The organism is Microbacterium sp. MYb54 (assembly GCF_002979515.1).
In the GTDB taxonomy this organism is placed as follows: domain Bacteria; phylum Actinomycetota; class Actinomycetes; order Actinomycetales; family Microbacteriaceae; genus Microbacterium.
The window spans coordinates 173,999-194,469 of record NZ_PCPA01000001.1; the positions used below are offsets into that span (position 1 = coordinate 173,999).

Genomic DNA, 20,471 nt, shown 5'->3' on the forward strand with positions numbered 1-20,471 from the left:
GTCATGTCCTCGCATGATCCCTCCAGCAGCGCGCCCATCGACATCAAGCCCCGCAGCCGCGTCGTCACCGACGGCATCGAGGCTACGACCTCCCGAGGCATGCTCCGTGCCGTCGGCATGGGCGACGCGGACTGGGACAAACCGCAGATCGGCATCGCCTCCAGCTGGAACGAGATCACTCCCTGCAACCTGAGCCTCGACCGGCTCGCGCAGGGCGCGAAGGAGGGCGTGCATTCGGGTGGGGGATACCCGCTGCAGTTCGGCACGATCTCCGTCTCGGACGGCATCTCCATGGGCCACGAGGGGATGCACTTCTCGCTCGTGTCGCGCGAGGTCATCGCGGACTCCGTAGAGACCGTGATGATGGCCGAGCGACTCGACGGCTCCGTCCTGCTCGCAGGCTGCGACAAGTCGATCCCCGGCATGTTGATGGCCAGCGCCCGCCTCGACCTCTCCAGCGTCTTCCTGTACGCCGGATCGATCGCTCCCGGCTGGGTCAAGCTCTCCGACGGCACTGAGAAGGACGTCACGATCATCGACTCGTTCGAGGCCGTCGGCGCCTGTCGCGCGGGTCTCATGAGCGAGGAAGACCTCAAGCGCATCGAGTGTGCCATCGCCCCCGGCGAAGGCGCCTGCGGCGGCATGTACACCGCCAACACGATGGCATCGGTCGCCGAGGCCCTCGGGCTCAGCCTCCCGGGCTCGGCAGCACCTCCCGCGGCTGATCGCCGCCGCGACTACTTCGCCCACCGCTCGGGCGAGGCCGTGGTCAACCTCCTGCGACAGGGGATCACGACCCGCGACATCCTCACCAAGGAGGCGTTCGAGAACGCCATCGCGCTGGCGATGGCTCTCGGCGGCTCCACGAACGTCGTGCTGCACCTGCTCGCGATCGCCCGTGAGGCCGATGTCGAGCTGAGCCTGCACGACTTCAACCGCATCGGCGACAAGGTTCCGCACGTCGCCGACATGAAGCCCTTCGGCAAGTACGTCATGAACGACGTCGACCGTCACGGTGGTATCCCGGTCATCATGAAGGCGATGCTGGACGAAGGCCTGCTGCATGGCGATGCTCTCACCGTCACGGGCAAGACGCTCGCCGAGAACCTCGCGGACCTTGACCCGCAGCCGATCGACGGCGAGGTCATCCACACGTTCGACAACCCGATCCACGCGACCGGCGGGCTCACGATCCTCCACGGATCGCTCGCTCCCGAGGGCGCCGTCGTCAAGACCGCCGGCTTCGATGCCGCCGTCTTCGAGGGCCCGGCCCGCGTGTTCGAGCGCGAGCGCGCAGCGATGGATGCCGTCGCAGACGGTGAGATCGAACCCGGCACCGTCATCGTCATCCGCTACGAAGGCCCCAAGGGCGGACCCGGCATGCGCGAGATGCTCGCCATCACCGCGGCCATCAAGGGCGCGGGGCTCGGAAAAGATGTACTACTCTTGACTGACGGACGATTCTCAGGCGGCACAACCGGCCTGTGCATCGGCCACATAGCACCCGAAGCGGTGGACGCAGGTCCTATCGCCTTCGTGCGCGATGGTGATCTGATACGGGTCGATATCGCAGCTCGCTCTCTCGACCTACTCGTCGACGAAGCTGAGCTCGCCTCCCGCCGCTCTGGCTGGGAGCCACTTCCCCCGCGCTACACCCGAGGCGTTCTTGCCAAGTATTCGCGCCTCGTGCGGTCCGCCGCCGAGGGAGCGACCACCGGCTGATCCGGACGCTCCGGCATCCGGCGTCCTCCACAGATCATCAGAAGGAAACTCATGACTGCTGATTCCGCCCCGGCCGTGCCGAGGCCACCCGCCCGTCAATCCTCTGCCCCGGAGATCTCGGGTGCCGAAGCCGTCGTCCGCTCGCTCGAGCTCCTGGGCGTGACCGATGTGTTCGGGCTTCCGGGTGGAGCGATCCTCCCGGTCTATGACCCGCTGATGGATGCCGTGGACCTGCGCCATATCCTCGTGCGGCATGAGCAGGGCGCCGGCCACGCGGCCGAGGGCTACGCGTCCGCATCCGGCAAGGTGGGTGTCTGCATCGCGACGTCCGGCCCCGGTGCCACGAACCTCGTCACCGCGATCGCCGACGCATACATGGACTCGGTGCCGATGCTGGCCATCACCGGCCAGGTGTTCTCGACGCTGATGGGAACCGACGCGTTCCAGGAAGCCGACATCGTCGGCATCACGATGCCGATCACGAAGCACTCGTTCCTGGTGAAGGACGCCGCTGACATCCCCGCCGCAATCGCTGCTGCCTACGAGATCGCCGGTACGGGTCGCCCCGGGCCTGTTCTCGTCGACATCACGAAGGACGCTCAGCAGGCGATGGCGCCCTTCGTCTGGCCGCCCAAGATCGACCTTCCCGGTTATCGTCCGGTGACCAAGGCGCACGGCAAGCAGATCCAGGCAGCCGCTGCGCTGCTGGCCACAGCCAAGAAGCCGGTTCTGTACGTCGGCGGCGGTGTGATCCGCGGCAAGGCATCGGCCGAGCTCCTCGAGCTCGCTGAGTCGACGGGTGCGCCGGTGGTCACCACGCTGATGGCCCGCGGCGCGTTCCCCGACTCGCACCCGCAGCACCTGGGTATGCCGGGGATGCACGGCACGGTCCCTGCCGTGCTGGCGCTGCAGGAGGCCGACCTCCTGGTGTCGCTCGGCGCCCGGTTCGATGACCGCGTGACCGGCAAGGCGGCGCTGTTCGCCCCCAACGCCAAGGTCGTTCACGTCGACATCGACCCTGCCGAGATCTCCAAGATCCGCACCGCCGATGTCCCGATCGTCGGCGACGTGCGCGACGTGCTCACCGATCTCGACGCGGCCTTCCGCGGCGCGACCGCCGACACCAAGCCGGACATCGAGGAGTGGTGGTCGTACCTCGACGGGCTGCGCACCGAGTTCCCGCTCGGCTACGCGCCGACGACCGACGGCCTCCTCGCACCTCAGTACGTGATTCAGCGGATCGGTGAGCTCACCGGGCCCGAGGGGATCTACGCCTCCGGCGTCGGGCAGCACCAGATGTGGGCTGCGCAGTTCATCAAGTACGAGCGACCCAACGCGTGGCTGAACTCCGGTGGTGCCGGCACCATGGGCTACTCGGTCCCCGCGGCGATGGGCGCGAAGGTCGCCGAACCGGATCGTCCTGTCTGGGCGATCGACGGCGACGGCTGCTTCCAGATGACCAACCAGGAACTCGCGACCTGCACGATCAACAACATCCCGATCAAGGTCGCGATCATCAACAACTCGTCGCTGGGCATGGTGCGCCAGTGGCAGACGCTGTTCTACGACGGTCGCCACTCGAACACCGATCTCAACACCGGGCACGGCACCGTGCGCATCCCCGACTTCGTCAAGCTCGCCGAGGCCTACGGCTGCCTCGCGATCCGCGTGGAGAAGGAGGAGGAGGTGGACGCCGCCATCAAGCTCGCGCTCGAGACGAACGACCGCCCCGTCGTGATCGACTTCGTCGTGAGTGCCGACTCCATGGTGTGGCCGATGGTGCCGCAGGGCGTCAGCAACAGCTACGTCCAGTACGCCCGCGAACACGCGCCCGAATTCGATGAGGAGGTCTGAGCCATGTCGACCCACGTGCTGAGCCTGCTGGTGGAGAACACCCCAGGCCTTCTCACCCGCGTCGCGGGGCTCTTCGCCCGTCGCGGCTTCAACATCGATTCCCTCGCCGTCGGCGTGACGGAGGTGCCGGGCATCTCCCGTATCACCGTCGTCGTCGACGTGGATGAGCTCCCGCTCGAGCAGGTCACGAAGCAGTTGAACAAGCTGATCAACGTGATCAAGATCGTCGAGCTCGACTTCGCCACCTCGGTGCAGCGCGAGCACATGCTCGTGAAGGTGCGCACCGACAACGCCACGCGCTCGAACGTGATCGAGGTGGTGAACCTCTTCCGCGCATCCGTGGTCGACTACGCCTCCGATGCGCTCGTGATCGAGGTGACCGGCGACAAGGGCAAGGTCGATGCGATGCTGCGCGCACTCGAGCCCTTCGGCATCAAGGAGATCGCGCAGTCCGGCCTTCTCGCGATCGGCCGCGGCGGCAAGAGCATCACCGAACGCGTCCTGCGCGGCTGACCAACCTGAGTACCGAGTTTTCGCCGCTCACCGAGCACGCGAAGCAAGACGAAACGCAAAGAACAAGGAGAAACACAAAGTGAGCACCGAGATCTTCTACGACGCAGATGCAGACCTGTCCCTCATCCAGGGCAAGAAGGTCGCGATCGTCGGCTACGGATCGCAGGGCCACGCCCACGCGCAGAACCTGCGCGACTCGGGTGTCGAGGTCGCGATCGCCCTCAAGGAGGGCTCCAAGTCCGCCGCCAAGGCCGAGGAGGCCGGTTTCCCGGTCAAGACCGTCGCCGAGGCCACCGAGTGGGCCGACGTGATCATGATCCTCGCGCCGGACCAGCACCAGCGCATCATCTACAGCGAGTCCATCGCGCCGAACCTCACGGCAGGCAAGACGCTCGCCTTCGCACACGGCTTCAACATCCGCTTCGGCTACATCGACGCTCCCGAGGGCGTCGACGTCATCCTCGTCGCCCCGAAGGCGCCGGGTCACACGGTCCGCCGCGAGTTCGTCGCAGGCCGCGGCATCCCGGACATCATCGCCGTCGAGCAGGACGCTTCCGGCAAGGCCTGGGACCTCGCGCTCTCGTACGCGAAGGCCATCGGCGGCACCCGCGCCGGCGTCATCAAGACGACCTTCACCGAAGAGACCGAGACCGACCTGTTCGGCGAGCAGGCTGTGCTCTGCGGTGGCGTGAGCCACCTGGTGCAGGCCGGCTTCGAGACGCTGACCGAGGCGGGCTACCAGCCGCAGATCGCCTACTTCGAGGTGCTGCACGAGCTCAAGCTCATCGTCGACCTGATGTGGGAGGGCGGCATCGCCAAGCAGCGCTGGTCGATCTCCGACACGGCTGAGTTCGGTGACTACGTCTCCGGCCCCCGCGTCATCGACGAGCGCGTCAAGGAGAGCATGCAGGGCGTGCTCGCCGACATCCAGTCCGGCGCCTTCGCGAAGCGCTTCATCGACGACCAGGACAACGGTGCGGAGGAGTTCCTGGCGCTGCGCGCCAAGGAGGAGCAGCACCCGATCGAGGTCACCGGCAAGGAGCTGCGTTCGCTCTTCGCCTGGAAGCAGCAGGACGAGGATTACATCGACGGCAGCGCAGCGCGCTGATTCGATTCTCGAAACAACGGGCGTCCCCTCGGGGGCGCCCGTTCTTCGTTGTCGGGGCTCTGGCGCGCCCTAAACATCCGATGTCTATGCCAGGATGGAAGCCATGCGACAGGAATGGTTTGATCAGGCCCGGTTCGGCATGTTCGTCCACTTCGGCCTCTACAGCGGGGCCGCGCGGCACGAATGGGTGCAGAACTACGAGCGCCTCACCGACGAGGACTACCGGCAGTACTTCGAGCACTTCGACCCCGATCTCTTCGACGCCGCAGCGCTCGCGCGCACAGCGAAGGAGACGGGTATGGGATACGTGGTGCTCACGACGAAGCACCATGACGGCTTCTGCCTGTGGGACTCGAAGCTGACCGACTTCACGTCCGTCGCGAACGCCGGACGCGACCTCGTGCGCGAGTACGTCGATGCGCTCCGGGCCGAGGGGATCAAGGTCGGGCTCTACCACTCGGTGATCGACTGGCATCACCCGGACTTCACGGTGGATTGGAATCATCCTCGTCGTGATGACGAGGGCGCGCACGAGCTGAACGTCGGGCGCGACATGGCTGCATATCGTGCTTATCTGCATGGTCAGGTGCGGGAGCTCCTCACGGAGTACGGCGACATCGACTACCTGTTCTTCGACTTCACGTATCCCGAGGAGAAGGACGGCTGGGCCGGCAAGGGGCCGGAGGACTGGGACGCGACCGCACTGCTTGCCCTGTGCCGTGAGCTGCAGCCGGACATGCTCGTGAACGATCGTCTCGGCATCCCGGCCGACTTCGTCACGCCCGAGCAGTACCAGCCGACCGCGCCGATCGTGCGTGACGGCGTGCCACTGATCTGGGAAGCCTGCCAGACCCTCAACGGCTCCTGGGGTTACCACCGTGACAACACCGACCAGAAGTCGCCCACGCTGCTCGTGCAGATGCTGGTCGACTCGGTGTCGATGGGCGGCAACATGCTGCTGAACATCGGTCCGGACGGTCGCGGGGCGATCGCACCGCGCGATGCGCAGACGCTGGGGGAGATCGGCGAATGGATGCGCCTGCATCGCAGTGCTGTGGTCGGCGCGGGGCACACTCCGTTCACGCCGCCGCGTGAAGGCGTGTACACCCGACGCGGGAATCGCCTCTACCTGAGTCTCTTCAGCTGGCCGATGGGCTTCGTGCATTTGCCGGAGCTCGCCGGAAAGGTCTCCTACGCGCGGCTGCTCGACGACGGGTCCTGGCTCAAGACGAGTGTGTCCGACCCTGACCGTGAGGCGGATCTGATGACACCGGCCGGCGAGGCGGAGGGGACGCTGACCGTGCATCTGCCGGTGCGCCGCCCCGACGTGCTGGTCCCCGTGATCGAGCTGACGCTGATCGAGGACTGATCTGAGTGGTGGCGGCGGATCAGGCCGTCGCCACGGGGATGTCCATGCCCTCGAGCGCGAGGCGCGCGGCGCCGTGCAGGATCGCGTCGGCTCCGGTGGTCGCTGCCTCGATCTGCAGGCGCTGGGTCGCGAGCGGGTGGCATGCCTCGTACACGCGGCTGCGGACGGCCGCGATGAACGGTTCTGACGCGCTCATGCTGCCGGTCAGGAACACCGCGTGCGGGTTGAAGAAGTTGACCACGCCGGAGAGCGCTTGTCCGAGGTGAGTCCCGGCAGTGCGGACCAGCGTCGTGGCCAGGGGGTCCGCGTCGCGGGCGAGGCTGAGCACGTCGGTCGTCGTGTGCACGGTCTCGATGCCGCGGTCGCGCATCTGGCGTACGAGGCTCGCACCGCTGGCCACCGTCTCGAGACAGCCGGTGTTGCCGCACGAGCAGGGGATGTCTCCGCTCCCGTCGATACGGGTGTGTGTGATGTCGCCGGCGGCAGAGGTCGCCCCGCGATGCACCCGGCCGTCGACGATGATTCCGCTGCCGATCGCGGTTCCCGCCTTCACCGTGATGCTGTGGCCTGTGTGCCCGAACCGTTCTCGGTGCTCGCCGAGGGCAGCGAGGTTGGCGTCGTTGTCGACCGCGACGGGGACGCCATAACGCGCGGAGAGGTGGTCTCCGACGCGGAAGCCGGGCCACCCGGGCATCCGTGAGGGCTGGTCGACGGAGCCTGTCGCGATGTCGACGGGCCCCGGGAGGCTCACTCCGATCGCGTGCACCTTGCCCGTGGTCGTGAGGCGGTCGAACACCCCGGCGAGACGGTCGAGTGTGGCTTCCGGGCCTTCTGTCACGTCGACGGCGATCGACTCGCTGTCCAGGAGCGCGCCGCTGAGCGAGTGCCTGCCGATCCGGGCATGACCGCCGCCGATGTCGGCGGTGAGCACGAAGCCGTCGGCGGCGATCTGGAGGACCCGTGGGCGTCGCCCGCCGCGTGACGTGCCGTCTCCGGCTTCGCGGAGCACGCCGGCATCGAGGAGCGCCTGAACGCGGAGTCCGACCGTCGATGCGGCCACACCGAGCAGTGCGGCCAGTTCTGAGCGGGAGCGGGCTTCGCCCCGTGCGACGAGGTCGAGGATCCGTCGCGTCTGCGGATCGTCGACTGCGGTGTCAGCGGAGTTGGTCATGGGAGCACTTTCCTGGTCGGAGCATCGTCAGCGTAGCGGGGGATGGTCGTGTTTCCCGGGAGTTACGAATTATCAAGCTCCGATAAACATCGGATGTTCAGCTTGCGGCCACTTGCGAAGTATGAAACGGTAACTTCATACGAAATCCTACTAGGTTAATTCGAGACTCGAACTAACCAGTTCCCTTCCAGGAGGCATTCAATGAAGAAGTTGCGTGTAGGGGCTGTGGTCGCCGTCGCAGGCGTCGCAGTCGCGATGACCGGCTGCGCGAGCGGCAGCGGCACGGGCGGTTCCGCCGACGGCGACACGATCGTGGTCGACATGTGGGCGGGGAGTGAGTCCGATGTCGATGCCCTCGAGGCTCAAGTCGCTCTGGCGCAGGAACAGAACCCCGACATCAAGATCAAGCTGCAGACGTCGCCGTGGAGCGACTTCTTCACGAAGCTGACCACGAACATGGCCAGCGGCAACATGGCCTGCGTCACCGGAATGAGCGGCGCGCAGCTCGGCGGCTACACGGGCGGATTCCGCGAGCTGAGCGACGCCGACCTGAAGACGGCCGGCATCGACTGGGCTGAGTTCAACCCCAGTGCCGACGGCATCCTCAGCTTCGAGGGCAAGACCTACGGAGTGCCGTTCGACGTGGCCACCATGCTCGTCTACTACAACCAGGACATGCTGACCGCGACCGGCGCTGCCACCCCGGAGATCGGTTGGACCTTCGACGACTTCGACACCATCGCGGCCGACGCGACGAAGGACGGCAAGTTCGGTTTCGGCATGGGCATGGGCGGTTACCAGTGGATGTCGATGCCGATCGCGTACTCCGCGACGCAGCCGGCTTCCGAGGACGGCACGCTGCACATCGACGAGAAGGCCTTCGTCGATGCTTCGACCTGGTACGCCGAGCTCGTCACCGAGAAGAAGGTCGCCGCCCCCGTGGCATCCGCCTCCGACACCGGCTGGGGCGAGAACCAGTACACCGGCGCCAACGCCGCCATGGCGGTCGACGGAACCTGGAACGCGGTCAGCTACCTCGACAACGAGTCCGGCTTCGCCGCCGGCATGGTCCCGCTGCCCGCGGGTGTCGACGGCAACCCCGGCCCGATCCTCGGCTCGGGCTACGGCATCTCGGCGAACTGCAAGAACCCCGAGGCCGCACTCAAGGTCATGGGCTCGCTGCTGGGTGAGGACGCACAGGACTACATCGCCTCCTCCGGCCGCTCGTACCCCGCGCGCACGTCTTCGCAGCCGCTGTACTTCGAGTCGATCGACGAGCAGTACCGCGACCAGGTGCAGTCCGTCTTCGAGGCGGCGTTCGCCGACACCGTCCCGCTGTACATGACGAAGAACTGGCAGAAGCTCGACAGCTACATCCAGCCCAACCTCGTCAGCGTCTACAACGGCCAGATGACGATGGAAGAGCTGCTCTCGAACGCGCAGGCGCAGTTCGGCGAGTGACCCGGCTCCGGCCACCGCAGCAGTAACGCAGCAACAGAGAAAGAACTGAGATGACGATCACGACGAGAAGTCGACGATCGCTCGCCAAGGTGGAGGCCGGTCAGGCGCTGGGATTCGCAAGCCCAGCCCTGATCGGGCTCGCCGTGTTCACGATCGTGCCCGTCGGGCTCTCGATCGTGATGAGCGTCTTCGACTGGCCGACCTTCGGCGAGCGGACCTTCAACGGGGTGGACAACTACTTCAAGCTGTTCACCAGCAGCCCCGACTTCTGGCCGGCGCTGCGCAACTCGGCGGTGTACACACTGCTCTACGTGCCGTTGAGCGTCGCTCTCTCGCTCGTGCTCGCTCTCGGCCTCGGCTCGCGCATCCGCGGACGAGGCGCCCTGCGCGTGCTCTTCTTCATCCCCGTCGTGACCCCGATGGTCGCCAACGTACTGGTGTGGAAGATGATGCTGCAGCCGCAGGGACTCTTCAACGGTCTCTCGCAGACCTGGTTCGGGATCGAACTGCCGAACTTCCTCGCCGACCCGTCGTGGGCCATGATCATGGTCGTCGTGATGAGTGTCTGGCAGGGACTCGGCTACAACATGCTGATCTTCTCCGCCGCTCTCGAGCAGCTGCCCGAGAGCGTGCTCGAGGCTGCGAGTATCGATGGTGCCCGAGGATTCCGGCGTGTGTGGAGCATCATCATCCCGATGATCTCGCCCTCGATCTTCTTCGCCACCATCATGACGATGATCACCTCCCTGCAGGTGTTCGTGCAGCCGCAGATGCTCACCGGCGGTGGACCGGGCAACGCGACCAAGCCTCTCGTCATGTACATCTGGGAGCAGGGATTCACCTTCGGTGATCTCGGCCTCGCCGCCGCAGCCGCCTGGATCCTGTTCGCGATCATCATCGCGATCACCGGTCTCCAGTTCGCCGCGCAGAAGAAGTGGGTGCACTATGAGCACTGAGACCCTCGTCCGCCCCACGGGTCGTGCCGGCCGCTCCGACCGCGACCGCGCGCGCGGCGCCGCCACGACGCCGGCCGCCCGCGTGCGTCTGATCCTCGCGCACGTCGGCATCTATGTCGCGGCGCTGATCTTCATCTCGCCGTTGATCTACGCCTTCTTCTCGGCGCTGAAGCCGAACGCCGAGATGTTCTCGATGCCGCCGACCCTCATCGGGTCGGAGCTGCGGTGGAGCAACTTCGTCGACGTCTTCGCGTACGGTCCGTTCCTGACCTACATCATGAACTCCTTCATCGTCGCGATCGGCGGCACGCTCGTCGTGCTGGTCGTCTCGACCACGGCCGGATACGCCTTCGGGCGTCTGCGATGGAAAGGCCGCGACGCGGTCTTCGTGCTGTTCCTCGCGACGCTCATGGTGCCGGCCGAGGTGCTCGTGATCCCGATGTTCCAGGTGATGCAGTGGTTCAGCTGGGTCGACACCTACCAAGCGCTGATCCTGCCGTTCGCGTTCGGCGCGTTCGGAACGTTCCTGATGCGCCAGTTCTTCCGAGGCATCCCGTACGAGCTCGAAGAGGCAGCCCGCGTCGACGGTGCAGGCCCCGTGCGCTCGTTCCTGCAGATCATCCTGCCGCTGTCGAAGTCGGCGGTGGCCGTGCTGGCCGTGTTCACCTTCCTCTCCTTCTGGAACAGCTACCTGTGGCCATTGATCGTGACGGTCGACTACAACGCGCACGGCACGCTTCCGGTGGGGCTGGCGAGCTTCGCCGGGCTCACCGGCACGCGGTGGGACCTGCAGATGGCCGCGGCGATCATCTCGATGGTGCCGACGACGATTCTCGTGATCGTGCTGCAGAAGCACCTCGTCAAGGGCATCGCGATGGCAGGACTGGGCGGACGCTGAGCATGGTCGGTCAGGAACACGGGATCACCATGCCCATCGCGGTCTCCTCGGGGCCTGCAGCAGGACTGGTCGGGATCGACATCGGCGGCACCAAGATCGCCGCACTCCTCGTCAGCGAAGAGGGCGCGGTGCTCGCAAGGGGGAGTGTTCCCGCTCCCGCCGCTCTCGGCGGAGGCGCGATGGCGGACGCGGCGGCAGGTCTTGTCCGCGCCCTCGTCGCTGAAGCCGACGTGACGCTCGTGGCAGCCGGGGTCGGCGCCGCGGGGGTCATCGACCATGAGACCGGAACGATCCGGGCGGCATCGGCGACCTTCGTCGGGTGGGCGGGCTTCCCGCTGGCGGACGAGCTCGAAGCGCGCCTCGGGGTTCCTGTGCGCGTCGAGAACGACGTGAACGCCTTCCTCCTCGGTGAGGCGGCGGCCGATGGCAGGACAGACCGCGACGTGCTCGGCGTCATGCTCGGCACGGGCGTCGGCGGGGCACTCATCATCGACGGCGAGCTGCACCACGGCCCGCACGGCGCGGCGGGGGAGATCGGTCACACGCCCGGCTACAGCGACCTGGTGTGCACCTGCGGGCAGACCGGACACCTGGAGACCCTCGCATCCGGCACCTCGATCGCGCTGCGCTATCAGGAGCGCACGGCGGGTCAGGTGCTCGATGCCAGGGAGGTCGCGGACCGTGCCCGAAGTGGTGACGCAGATGCGATCGCGGTGTTCGACGCCGCCGGTCGCGCGCTCGCGCTCGCCTGTGCCAGCGCGGCAACGATCCTCGATCTGCCGTGTGCGATCGTCGGCGGTGGAGTGACCGCGGCCTGGGATCTCCTCGCGCCGGCGATCGCCCGCACTCTGCGCACGGATTCGCCGGTGTCGGGCATTCCGCTGCGCATCGTCCCCGCTGTCCTCGGTTCCGATGCCGTCGCACTCGGCGCCATCGAAACCGCCCGCCGCGCCCTCGTGCCGGCCGGCGCACACTGAGCTCGACCCTCGCACTGACAAGGAGCGCATCACGTGACCACACGTCCCGAAGCCCACGAGATCTGGATGGGTCCTCTTCCGACCGTCGCCGACGGCGGGCTCTCGAGGCCCCGTATCGGCATCGCAGGGATCTCGATCGAGTCGAGCACGTTCTCCCCTCACATCTCCGGGGACGAGGCCTTCACGGTCCGCACCGGAGAGACGCTGCGGGCGTACTACCCCTTCCTCGATGACGGGCGTGAGCTCGCCGCCGCTGCCGAGTGGGTACCGCTCACGCACGGTCGCTCACTGCCCGGAGGCGCCGTGGCGCCAGACACCTATCGGCGGATGAAGGACGCGATCATCACGGGCATCCGCGAGCACGGCCCCTTCGACGGGTTCTTCTTCGACATCCACGGCGCGATGAGCGTCGTCGGGATGGACGACGCCGAGGGCGACCTCGCGCTCGCGGTACGTGCGGCGCTCGGCCCGGACACCCTGGTGTCGACCTCGATGGACTTGCACGGCAACGTCTCCGAGGTGCTGCGCGACGCGGTCGATCTGCTGACCTGCTACCGGATGGCGCCGCACGAGGACTGGATGAACACCAAGGAGCGTGCGGTGTGGAATCTGCTCGCCCGGCTGCGAGGGCCGTACGGCACCGACCCGCTGCGTCGCCGCCCGTTCTCGGCGTGGGTGCCTGTCCCGGTGCTCCTGCCCGGTGAGAAGACAAGCACCCGCCTCGAACCCGCACGCAGCATCTACGCAGAGCTGCCGGTCATCGAGGCGCTTCCCGGCGTCGTCGACGCCTCGGTCTGGATCGGCTACGCGTGGGCGGATGAACCGCGGTGCCAGGCGTACGTCGTGGTGACCGGAGACGACGAGGACCTGATCGCGCGCGAGGCGGAGCGCGTGGCGCGGATGTTCTGGGACGCTCGTGAGGACTTCGTGTTCGTGGCCGAGACCGGCTCGCTCGACGAGGCGCTCGAGAAGGCCCTCGCCGCGGATGCCCCGCACCCGTATCTGATCTCGGACTCCGGCGACAACCCGACCGCCGGCGGAGCGGGCGACGTGACCTGGACTCTGGCGCACCTGATCGAGCGTCCGGAGCTCACCGACGGTAGCCACACCACCCTGGTCGCTTCGATCTTCGATCGCAGGGCCGTCGCGCACGCGGTCGTCGCCGGCGTCGGTGCCGCCGTCACGCTCGATGCCGGCGCCGGGGTCGACGCGGGCCCGCATGGCCCTGTGGCGATCACCGGGACCGTGTTCTCCATCACCGAGGGCGATTCGGACGCGGGAACACAGGTCGTGATCGAGGTGGGCGGACTGCGCGCCATCATCACCGAGCGCCGCAAGCCGTTCCACCACCTCTCGGACTTCCGGATCCTGGGCCTCGAGCCCACGACCGCCGACATCGTCGTGGTGAAGATCGGCTACCTCGAGCCCGAGCTGTACGAGCTCGCTGCGGGGTGGACCCTCGCCCTGACACCCGGCGGCGTCGACCAGGACCTCCTGCGTCTGGGGCATCACAGCCTGCAGTCCGGTGTCTATCCCTTCGACCTGGACGGGGATCCCGACCTGACAGCGGTGGTCGTCCGCCGCGGAGCCTTCGAGGAGCAGAACGCATGATGAATTTCGAGAAGCGCACGGGCCCGGACTTCGGGGCGAGTGCTCCGGTGTATCCGACGCAGGGTGTGCCCGACTGGTATCGCGACGCGAAGCTCGGCTTCTTCGTGCACTGGGGGCTCTACTCGGTGCCGGCGTGGGCGGTGCAGCACGGTGAGGGCGTGAACATCCCCACCGAAGACGCCTATGCCTGGCACCAGTACGCCGAGTGGTACGGCAACACGGTGCGGATCGCGGGCAGCCCGACGTGGGAGCGGCATCAGCAGCTCTTCGGACCGGGCACCTCTTACGAGGACCTGGCGGATCAGTGGGATGCCACGTCCTTCGACGCGGATGCGTTCGTCGGCGAGCTCGTCGGCGCGGGCGCGAAGTACATCGTCCCCACCACGAAGCACCACGAGGGCTTCTGCCTGTGGGACACGGCAACGACCGGCTTCAACGCGGCCGCTCGGGGCCCGCGCCGTGACCTGATCTCCGAGTTCCACGACGCCACCCGTCGAGCGGGCGCGAAGTTCGGCGTCTACTACTCCGGAGCGCTCGACTGGCACGTGAGCGATTTCCCACCGATCGAGTCCGACACCGATCTGTTCCGCTTCCGCCGCAACGACGCCCACTTCGCCCGGTACTCGGCCGCGCAGCTCGACGAGCTCGTGGCGCGATTCTCGCCGGACGTGCTCTGGAACGACATCGAGTGGCCTGACGGGGGCAAAGGCCGGGACGAGTTCGCGGTCGCCGCACTCCTGGAGCGATACTTCGACGCAGTGCCCGATGGTGTGGTCAACGACCGCTGGGGTGTGCCCTACTACGGCTTCCTGACGCGGGAGTACACGGACATCCCCGAGATCATCCCGGAGCCGTGGGAGTCGACGCGCGGCCTCGGCTACTCGTTCGGCTTCAACCAGGCCGAGGACGAGCGGCACTCGCTGTCCGGTGCGGCGCTGATCCGGCTGCTCGTCGATGTCGTGGCGAAGAACGGCAATCTGCTGATCAACGTGGGTCCCGCAGCCGACGGTTCGATCCCGGAGCTGCAGCGGCGTGCGATGCGCGAGCTGGGTGCGTGGTTGCAGACGAACGGCGGCGCGATCTACGGCACGCGTCCGTGGATCCGGATGGGGGAGCGCAACGGCGCCCCGCGTCGCTACACGACCACGGGGTCGACCGTGCACGTGCACGCTCTCGACCCGAGCGTCGGCACGCTCGAACTGCCCGACGAGCTCCTGGCGTCAGACCTGCGCTGGGTCGACGGCAGCATCGTGGAGCGGTCTGTCGACGACAGCACGGTCGTGGTGATCCCCGCAGGGCTCCGCGGCGAGGCTGTCGCGGTTCTTTCCGCAGGCTGAAACGGATCGGATCGCGACGACGTGATGGCCCTCCCGAGCGGATTCGGGAGGGCCATCACTGTGTGTGCGGGGCGTCAGGGCCGGGTGAGTTCCTCGAGCACTTCGATCACGTGGCGGTACGGCCGGCCGGTGGCGCGCGTCATACCGATCTCGCAGGTGCGGTTGGCCGAGACGAACGCATCGAAACCGCCGCGCTCGCTCTCGGCGTCGGCGATCTCCGCGGACTCCTGGGCGGTCGCGCTGGCGGTCAGCTCCGGATGCAGCATCCCGCGGTCACCGGCGAACGCACAGCAGCCCCAGCCTTCCGGGACGAACACGTCGTCGGCGACAGCCTCGGCGATAGCGGTGAGTGCTCCCGTCGCCCCGAGCGCAGTCGTGGAGCAGGTCGGGTGCACGGCGACGGTCGGGAGCTTCTCCGACACGCTCAGCTTCGGCAGCACCTCGCGAGCCACGAAGGTCGTCGCGTCCTCGATCCGCAGGCCCGCGTAGCGGGGATTCTTCGCGACGGACTGCGCGAGCATCACGTCGAGGCCCTCGGTGCACGAGGCGGCGTCGCACACCACGGGAAGCTCGCCGTGTCGGCTGGCCTCCCAGAGCGAGTCGAGCACCCGGTCCGACATGAGCGCATAGCCGTCGAGATGGCCCTTCGACTTCCACGGCGTGCCGCAGCAGAGTCCGCCGTTCTCCTCCGGGATCACGACCGGGATACCTGCACGGTCCAGCAGAGCGCTCAGTGCATCCCGCGAGCCCTGGCCCTCTGCTTCTGCGCCGAACATGGTGCCGATGCAGGCGCCGAAGAAGACGGCCTGCGCATCGGGCGGCGATTCGGGTCGTGGCGGCTTCGAACCGCCGTGGGGGAGCCCGCCGTCGTAGAGAGGCACGGTGTCGGCGCCCAGGACGGCGCGGCCGACGTGTGTCACCCCACGCACGAGCGCAGCGGGGAGGGCATCGGCGACGGTGAGTGCGACACCTCCGGCGCGGGTGACCGTGCCCCAGTGCTTGGCGGCGGCGCCCCACACGGCGCCCTCGACCGCATTCGTCTGCTCCGCCCGAAGACGGCGCACGAGGTCGCCGGTGTTGATGTCGACCGGGCACGCCACGCCACACATGCCGTCGACCGCGCAGGTCTGCACGCCGTCGTAGTCGTAGTCCTTCTGCAGGTCTCGCAGCAGCTCGGTATCGCCCTGTTCCTCGGCCCACGCCATGTCGCGGCGGATGACGATGCGCTGTCGAGGGGTGAGCGTGATGCTCTTGCTCGGGCAGGTCGGTTCGCAGTAGCCGCACTCGACGCAGCGGTCGACCTCCTTCTCGACCGTCGGCACCCGCTTGAGGTCGTGCAGGTACGAGTCGGGGTCGTCGGAGAGGACCACTCCCGGGTTCAGGATGCCGTCGGGGTCGAGGAGGCTCTTGATCTCCCACATCATGTCGGTGAGCTCGTCGCCGTACTGGCGACGCACGAACGGTGCCATGATGCGTCCGGTGCCGTGCTCAGCCTTGAGGGACCCCTGCTGCGACAGCACGAGCTCGACCAGGTCGTCGGTGAAGCGCCGGTAGCGGGCGACGCTGTCGGCATCGTCGAAGCGCTCGTTGAGCAGGAAGTGGACGTTGCCGTCTTTGGCGTGCCCGAAGATGACGGAGCCCTCGTAGCCGTGCTCGGCGAACAGCTCGATCAGACGCTCGCAGGTGTGCAGCAGTCGCGGCACGGGGACCACGATGTCTTCGAGAAGCGCGGTTGTGCCGGACGGGCGGGCGCCGGCCACCGCGGTGTAGAGGCCCTTGCGAACGTGCCACAGCGCGGCACGTTCGCCTGCATCCGTGGTGAGGCGCGGGGCGACGGCCAGCGGCAGGGCTTCGAAGTGCGTCTGTGCGGCCGAACGCGCCTCCTCGAGCGCATCCGCATCGGCGGCATGGACCTCGACCAGGAGCGCGGCATGACCCCGGACCTCGATCTCGGCGATGGCGCCCGGCACGTCGCTCAGCCCCTGTGCGACGCGCAGAGATGCCGCATCCATCAGCTCGATCGTGGCGAGGCCGAGGCGAGCCAGGTCGGGAAGCGCGGTCATCGCGGCCGACAGCGTCTCGAACACGAGCAGCCCCGTCGCGATCGACGGACGAACCTCGATCGTGCGGAAGCGAGCCTCTGCGACGAAGGCGAGCGTGCCCTCGGAGCCGATGATGAGGTGCTCGAGGATACGTACCGGGTCGTCGAAGTCGAGCAGCGCGTTGAGCCCGTACCCCATGGTGTTCTTCATCGAGAACTGCTGGCGGAGGAACGCGACGTGCTCGGGCGAGGCGAGCAGACGTGCCCGCAGGGAGAGGAGCCCGTCGGCGATCGCGGGTTCTGCCGCGCGCAGCAGCTCGTTCGCATCCGGTCGGCCGGTATCGAGTATCGTGCCGCTCGGGAGCACGATCGTCATCGACTCGATGGTCTGGTAGGAGTTCTCGGTGATTCCGCACGCCATGCCGCTGGAGTTGTTCGCGACGACCCCGCCGATCGTGCAGGCGATCTCGCTCGCGGGGTCGGGGCCGAGCTTGCGGCGATACCGGGTGAGTCTGGTGTTGACCTGGCGCACGGTCGCGCCGGGGCCGACGCACACCGTGGCGCCGTCGTCCTCCACACGGATGGAGCGGAAGTTGCTGCGGGTGTCGACGAGGATGTCGCCGCTCACGCTCTGCCCGGAGAGGCTCGTACCTCCGGATCGGAACGTCATGGTGCGCCCGGCGGCGCGGACGGCTCCGAACGCGTTCGCGACGCCCTCGGCGTCTGCCGGGGAGAGGACCGCGTCGGGGATCAGGAGGTAGTGCGAAGCATCGTGCGCCCTGGCGAAGCGGTCGATGGAGCGTGAGTGAACCTGCGTCGTCGAGCCCAGCAGGGCGGGATCGAGCGGTTCGACGAGTGTGGTCGGCACGGTGCTCCTCTGCTCCGTCGAAAGATTGTCAGACAAGTGTACCGACTCGCGATGCCTTCGATAGGCTGACCGGATGACCACGACCTCGGAGGCACCGCTCGGGATCATCGGTGTCGTGGATGCCGTCACCGCGCAGCTGCGCAGACGCATCCTCAGCGGCGAGATCCGTTCCGGCGCCCCCGTCACCGAAGCTGCGGTCTCGCAGACTTTCGGCGTCGCGAGGCCCAGCGCGAAGGCTGCGATCGAACAGCTCGTCGCGAATGGACTCCTGGTGCGGACTGCGCATCGGAGTGCTCGTGTGGTCGGGATCGACCCCGAGACCGTGCGCGACGTCTATCGCACGAGGGCACGTCTGGAGAGCGCCGCTCTGCGTGAGCTCGCGACGACGAGGACCGTGCCGCAGGCGGCCGTCGACGCGAACGCCGAGATCGTCGGGATGCCTCCGGGGCCTGACCCGGCGACCGTCGACCCCGACCTGCGTTTCCATACCGCACTCATCGACGCGCTCGAGAGCGAGCGCACCGGCCGGATGTATCTCAGCGTCCTCGACGAGGTGCGACTGTGCATGGCGCAGGTGCAGGGCCGACGGCTGCTCGACGCATCAGTGATCGCCGCCCAGCACGCCGAGATCCTCGACGCCGTCGCATCAGGGGAAGGGCAGCGCGCCGCCGATCTTCTCGAAGCTCACCTCTCCTCGGCCGAGGAGAGGCTCGTGGAGGCGCTCGACGCGGACTAGCGCCGAGGGTCCGTCACTCGGCCGGGGCCTCCTCGACCACGATCGGCGCTTCGGAGGGGTCGGCCCAGACCGGCTGCGGAAGAACGGTGTCGACCTGGCCCGCCTGGATCTCGCGCAGCGCCTCGGCGATCTCCTCGTCATTCGTCGGGACGGGAAGGTCGCAGGCGCGCAGTTCGGAGGCGAACTGGAGCGTCAGCCGGATCTTGCCGGCTTCGACGGCTTCTGCGGTCGTGCCGGTGCGGATCTCGCTGCCGGTCTGGATCGCGGAGACCTCGTCGCACACGTGGTAGACCTTGCCGCCGTCGACCCAGACGACCTCGTCCTTGCCGAGGAGCTGGATCACCGCGGACTGATCGGCGGTGTACTGCTCGACCGACGGCGGGGCGAAGTCCACGCCGATGAAGACCGCGAGAGCGGCGAGCGCGACGCCGACGATGCCGGCCGTGGTCTTCTGCCCCTTGTCCATGTCCTTGTTCAGGAAGATCAGGATGACGAGGGGGAGGAACGCGACGATAGCGATGATCGCCCCGAGCTGGTTCTGTACGAAGAACCGTGTCTTGTCGGCCTTGCGGGCGGGATCGAGGCGGTTCGCCTTCTTCCACAGCACCGATCCGGTGATCGACAGTGCGGCGATCACGACGAGCAGCACGAGGAGGGTGATGAACGCCCACTGAGGGAAAGTCGCGGTGACGCCGTGCTCCTCAAGGAGGCCGGTGTCGGGGTTGCGCACGAGGGTGCCGTCTTCTCCGACGAACACACGCTGTCGCAGGAGCCAGAAGATGCCGACGGCCTCTCCGATGATGGCCACCGCCCAAAGGATCGCGGCGATCCAGCGGAAGCGGGTGGCCTTCGCCTTTGCAGTGGCGGTCGGGACCCAGCCGGCGGGCGGCTCGGAGTTCGCGCCGTTCACCGACGGTTCGACGCCGGCGTTGGTCTTGTCGCTCTCGGCCTTGTCGCTCGCAGCCACGGTGCTCCCTTTTCCCTCCGATGCCCGCCGATCCGGCTCAAGGCAACCCCGAGCCTAGTGGAATCGGTGTCCTACGCTGGGGACATGACTTCCGATTCCGACGACGCCCTCAACTGGGATGGTGATGAGGCCGTTCCGCCGCAGGATCGCGCGCTTCCGCAGGGCTGGAACGCCGTCGGCAAGGGCAGTGACGACGTGGGCACCATCGAGGATGACGGCACGATCACGCCCGCACAGGCGGACGAGCCCGCGGGGCTGAGCACGCCGATGCTGCTGCTGGTCGGCATCGTGGGCGGTGTCTACCTCCTCTACACGATCGGCTGGATCGTCGGCGGACTCCGGCTCCAGCCGCTGGCGTCGTTCCTCGTCTCCGACGTGATGTTCCTGCCGTGGTTCTTCCTCGCTGTCGCGGCGCCCGCGCTGTGGTTCCTGGCGAGCTGGGTGCTCACGCGGGGGAGAGCGGCCTGGATCCGCGTCGCCGTGCTGCTCGCCGGAGTGGTCCTCCTCGTTCCCTGGCCCTTCGTCACTGTGGGGGTGATCGGATCATGAGCACCCCTCAGACCGCACAGCAGGTTTCTGCAGGATCGCCGCGCTGGCTCGTCGGACTCGTCATCGGATTGGCGGGATTGTTCTACGCCTATGCGGTGTGGAACGCGGTGGCGCATCTGATCACGATGGCGCAGACCGGGCTCACCGGCGGTGGGTGGGCGACGCTGCTGTTCGGCGTGGTCTTCCCTGCCATCGTCTTCGCCTTCGCGTACGTCATCGGCAGGCGGCGTCGAGTGGGGGAGCTCGCCCTCGTGTTCCTTGCGGGCCTCGGCATCGTCGCGGTGTTCTGGATGAGCCTGATCGCGCTGAGCCTCACGATGCCGAGCGCCTGAG

The 20,471-nt window shown here is 67.4% G+C and carries 17 protein-coding genes; 14 read left to right on the plus strand and 3 right to left on the minus strand.

Going from position 1 to position 20,471, the window contains the following annotated elements:
• Positions 1-3 precede the first annotated feature (3 nt).
• The 5 genes from ilvD to CQ040_RS00855 all read left to right on the plus strand — a co-directional run bounded on the left by ilvD (position 4) and on the right by CQ040_RS00855 (position 6,566).
• Positions 4-1,722 (plus strand): dihydroxy-acid dehydratase, encoded by a 1,719-nt coding sequence (ilvD, locus tag CQ040_RS00835; protein WP_028502763.1) that lies wholly within the window; start codon positions 4-6, stop codon positions 1,720-1,722.
• 51 nt (positions 1,723-1,773) lie between these two features.
• Positions 1,774-3,576: an acetolactate synthase large subunit gene (locus CQ040_RS00840; RefSeq protein WP_105525518.1), complete on the plus strand. Its 1,803-nt coding sequence runs from the start codon at positions 1,774-1,776 to the stop codon at positions 3,574-3,576.
• A gap of 3 nt (positions 3,577-3,579) precedes the next feature.
• Positions 3,580-4,089: an acetolactate synthase small subunit gene (gene ilvN, locus CQ040_RS00845; RefSeq protein ID WP_017830816.1), complete on the plus strand. Its 510-nt coding sequence runs from the start codon at positions 3,580-3,582 to the stop codon at positions 4,087-4,089.
• Between the two features lie 79 nt (positions 4,090-4,168).
• Entirely contained in the window at positions 4,169-5,197 is a 1,029-nt protein-coding gene (gene ilvC / locus CQ040_RS00850; protein WP_036274380.1) for a ketol-acid reductoisomerase, read from the plus strand.
• 94 nt (positions 5,198-5,291) lie between these two features.
• The gene (locus tag CQ040_RS00855; RefSeq protein WP_181156690.1) at positions 5,292-6,566 is read left to right on the plus strand and encodes an alpha-L-fucosidase; all 1,275 of its coding nucleotides are present in this window, start codon (positions 5,292-5,294) and stop codon (positions 6,564-6,566) included.
• Between the two features lie 19 nt (positions 6,567-6,585).
• Here CQ040_RS00855 and CQ040_RS00860 read toward each other — a convergent pair whose 3' ends face one another.
• Positions 6,586-7,737, minus strand: a complete 1,152-nt coding sequence (locus CQ040_RS00860; protein ID WP_105525516.1) for an ROK family transcriptional regulator — start codon at positions 7,735-7,737, stop codon at positions 6,586-6,588.
• Between the two features lie 201 nt (positions 7,738-7,938).
• On the opposite strand from CQ040_RS00860, the gene CQ040_RS00865 reads away from it, so the two are divergent.
• The 6 genes from CQ040_RS00865 (at position 7,939) to CQ040_RS00890 (ending at position 14,977) form a co-directional block, all read left to right on the plus strand.
• The gene (locus CQ040_RS00865) at positions 7,939-9,198 is read left to right on the plus strand and encodes an ABC transporter substrate-binding protein (protein ID WP_258131203.1); all 1,260 of its coding nucleotides are present in this window, start codon (positions 7,939-7,941) and stop codon (positions 9,196-9,198) included.
• Between the two features lie 50 nt (positions 9,199-9,248).
• Positions 9,249-10,154 (plus strand): carbohydrate ABC transporter permease, encoded by a 906-nt coding sequence (locus CQ040_RS00870; RefSeq protein WP_105525515.1) that lies wholly within the window; start codon positions 9,249-9,251, stop codon positions 10,152-10,154.
• Entirely contained in the window at positions 10,144-11,052 is a 909-nt protein-coding gene (locus tag CQ040_RS00875) for a carbohydrate ABC transporter permease (protein WP_028502756.1), read from the plus strand. The genes CQ040_RS00870 and CQ040_RS00875 overlap by 11 nt, the downstream gene beginning before the upstream one ends.
• A gap of 2 nt (positions 11,053-11,054) precedes the next feature.
• Positions 11,055-12,029 (plus strand): ROK family protein, encoded by a 975-nt coding sequence (locus CQ040_RS00880; protein ID WP_105525514.1) that lies wholly within the window; start codon positions 11,055-11,057, stop codon positions 12,027-12,029.
• Between the two features lie 66 nt (positions 12,030-12,095).
• Positions 12,096-13,640, plus strand: coding sequence for a M81 family metallopeptidase (locus tag CQ040_RS00885; RefSeq protein ID WP_308736898.1), 1,545 nt, complete (start codon positions 12,096-12,098; stop codon positions 13,638-13,640).
• Entirely contained in the window at positions 13,637-14,977 is a 1,341-nt protein-coding gene (locus tag CQ040_RS00890) for an alpha-L-fucosidase (protein WP_105525512.1), read from the plus strand. Before CQ040_RS00885 ends, CQ040_RS00890 begins: the two co-directional genes overlap by 4 nt.
• Before the next feature lie 74 nt (positions 14,978-15,051).
• On the opposite strand, the gene CQ040_RS00895 is transcribed toward CQ040_RS00890, so the two are convergent.
• Positions 15,052-17,886, minus strand: a complete 2,835-nt coding sequence (locus CQ040_RS00895; RefSeq protein ID WP_105525511.1) for an FAD-binding and (Fe-S)-binding domain-containing protein — start codon at positions 17,884-17,886, stop codon at positions 15,052-15,054.
• A gap of 73 nt (positions 17,887-17,959) precedes the next feature.
• Between CQ040_RS00895 and CQ040_RS00900 the strand changes: the two genes are divergently transcribed.
• Positions 17,960-18,622: a GntR family transcriptional regulator gene (locus tag CQ040_RS00900; protein WP_105525510.1), complete on the plus strand. Its 663-nt coding sequence runs from the start codon at positions 17,960-17,962 to the stop codon at positions 18,620-18,622.
• 13 nt (positions 18,623-18,635) lie between these two features.
• Here the strand turns inward: CQ040_RS00900 and CQ040_RS00905 are convergent, their stop codons facing one another.
• Positions 18,636-19,589 carry a hypothetical protein gene (locus CQ040_RS00905; RefSeq protein ID WP_105525509.1) on the minus strand — a complete coding sequence of 318 codons (954 nt, stop codon included), beginning with the start codon at positions 19,587-19,589 and terminating at the stop codon, positions 18,636-18,638.
• An 84-nt stretch (positions 19,590-19,673) separates the two neighbouring features.
• On the opposite strand from CQ040_RS00905, the gene CQ040_RS00910 reads away from it, so the two are divergent.
• Complete coding sequence (locus tag CQ040_RS00910) at positions 19,674-20,138, plus strand: hypothetical protein (RefSeq protein ID WP_181156688.1); 465 nt, start codon at positions 19,674-19,676, stop codon at positions 20,136-20,138.
• Entirely contained in the window at positions 20,135-20,470 is a 336-nt protein-coding gene (locus CQ040_RS00915; RefSeq protein WP_105525507.1) for a hypothetical protein, read from the plus strand. Before CQ040_RS00910 ends, CQ040_RS00915 begins: the two co-directional genes overlap by 4 nt.
• Position 20,471: the final 1 nt, after the last annotated feature.

Coding starts and splice junctions, on each gene's coding strand:
- CQ040_RS00910 (WP_181156688.1), top strand. CDS start 19,674: ATGACTTCCGATTCCGACGACGCCCTCAACTGGGATGGTGATGAGGCC.
- CQ040_RS00915 (WP_105525507.1), top strand. CDS start 20,135: ATGAGCACCCCTCAGACCGCACAGCAGGTTTCTGCAGGATCGCCGCGC.
- CQ040_RS00885 (WP_308736898.1), top strand. CDS start 12,096: ATGGGTCCTCTTCCGACCGTCGCCGACGGCGGGCTCTCGAGGCCCCGT.
- CQ040_RS00860 (WP_105525516.1), bottom strand. CDS start 7,737: ATGACCAACTCCGCTGACACCGCAGTCGACGATCCGCAGACGCGACGG.
- CQ040_RS00840 (WP_105525518.1), top strand. CDS start 1,774: ATGACTGCTGATTCCGCCCCGGCCGTGCCGAGGCCACCCGCCCGTCAA.
- ilvD (WP_028502763.1), top strand. CDS start 4: ATGTCCTCGCATGATCCCTCCAGCAGCGCGCCCATCGACATCAAGCCC.
- CQ040_RS00875 (WP_028502756.1), top strand. CDS start 10,144: ATGAGCACTGAGACCCTCGTCCGCCCCACGGGTCGTGCCGGCCGCTCC.
- CQ040_RS00855 (WP_181156690.1), top strand. CDS start 5,292: ATGGAAGCCATGCGACAGGAATGGTTTGATCAGGCCCGGTTCGGCATG.
- CQ040_RS00865 (WP_258131203.1), top strand. CDS start 7,939: ATGAAGAAGTTGCGTGTAGGGGCTGTGGTCGCCGTCGCAGGCGTCGCA.
- CQ040_RS00870 (WP_105525515.1), top strand. CDS start 9,249: ATGACGATCACGACGAGAAGTCGACGATCGCTCGCCAAGGTGGAGGCC.
- ilvN (WP_017830816.1), top strand. CDS start 3,580: ATGTCGACCCACGTGCTGAGCCTGCTGGTGGAGAACACCCCAGGCCTT.
- CQ040_RS00880 (WP_105525514.1), top strand. CDS start 11,055: ATGGTCGGTCAGGAACACGGGATCACCATGCCCATCGCGGTCTCCTCG.
- CQ040_RS00900 (WP_105525510.1), top strand. CDS start 17,960: ATGACCACGACCTCGGAGGCACCGCTCGGGATCATCGGTGTCGTGGAT.
- CQ040_RS00890 (WP_105525512.1), top strand. CDS start 13,637: ATGATGAATTTCGAGAAGCGCACGGGCCCGGACTTCGGGGCGAGTGCT.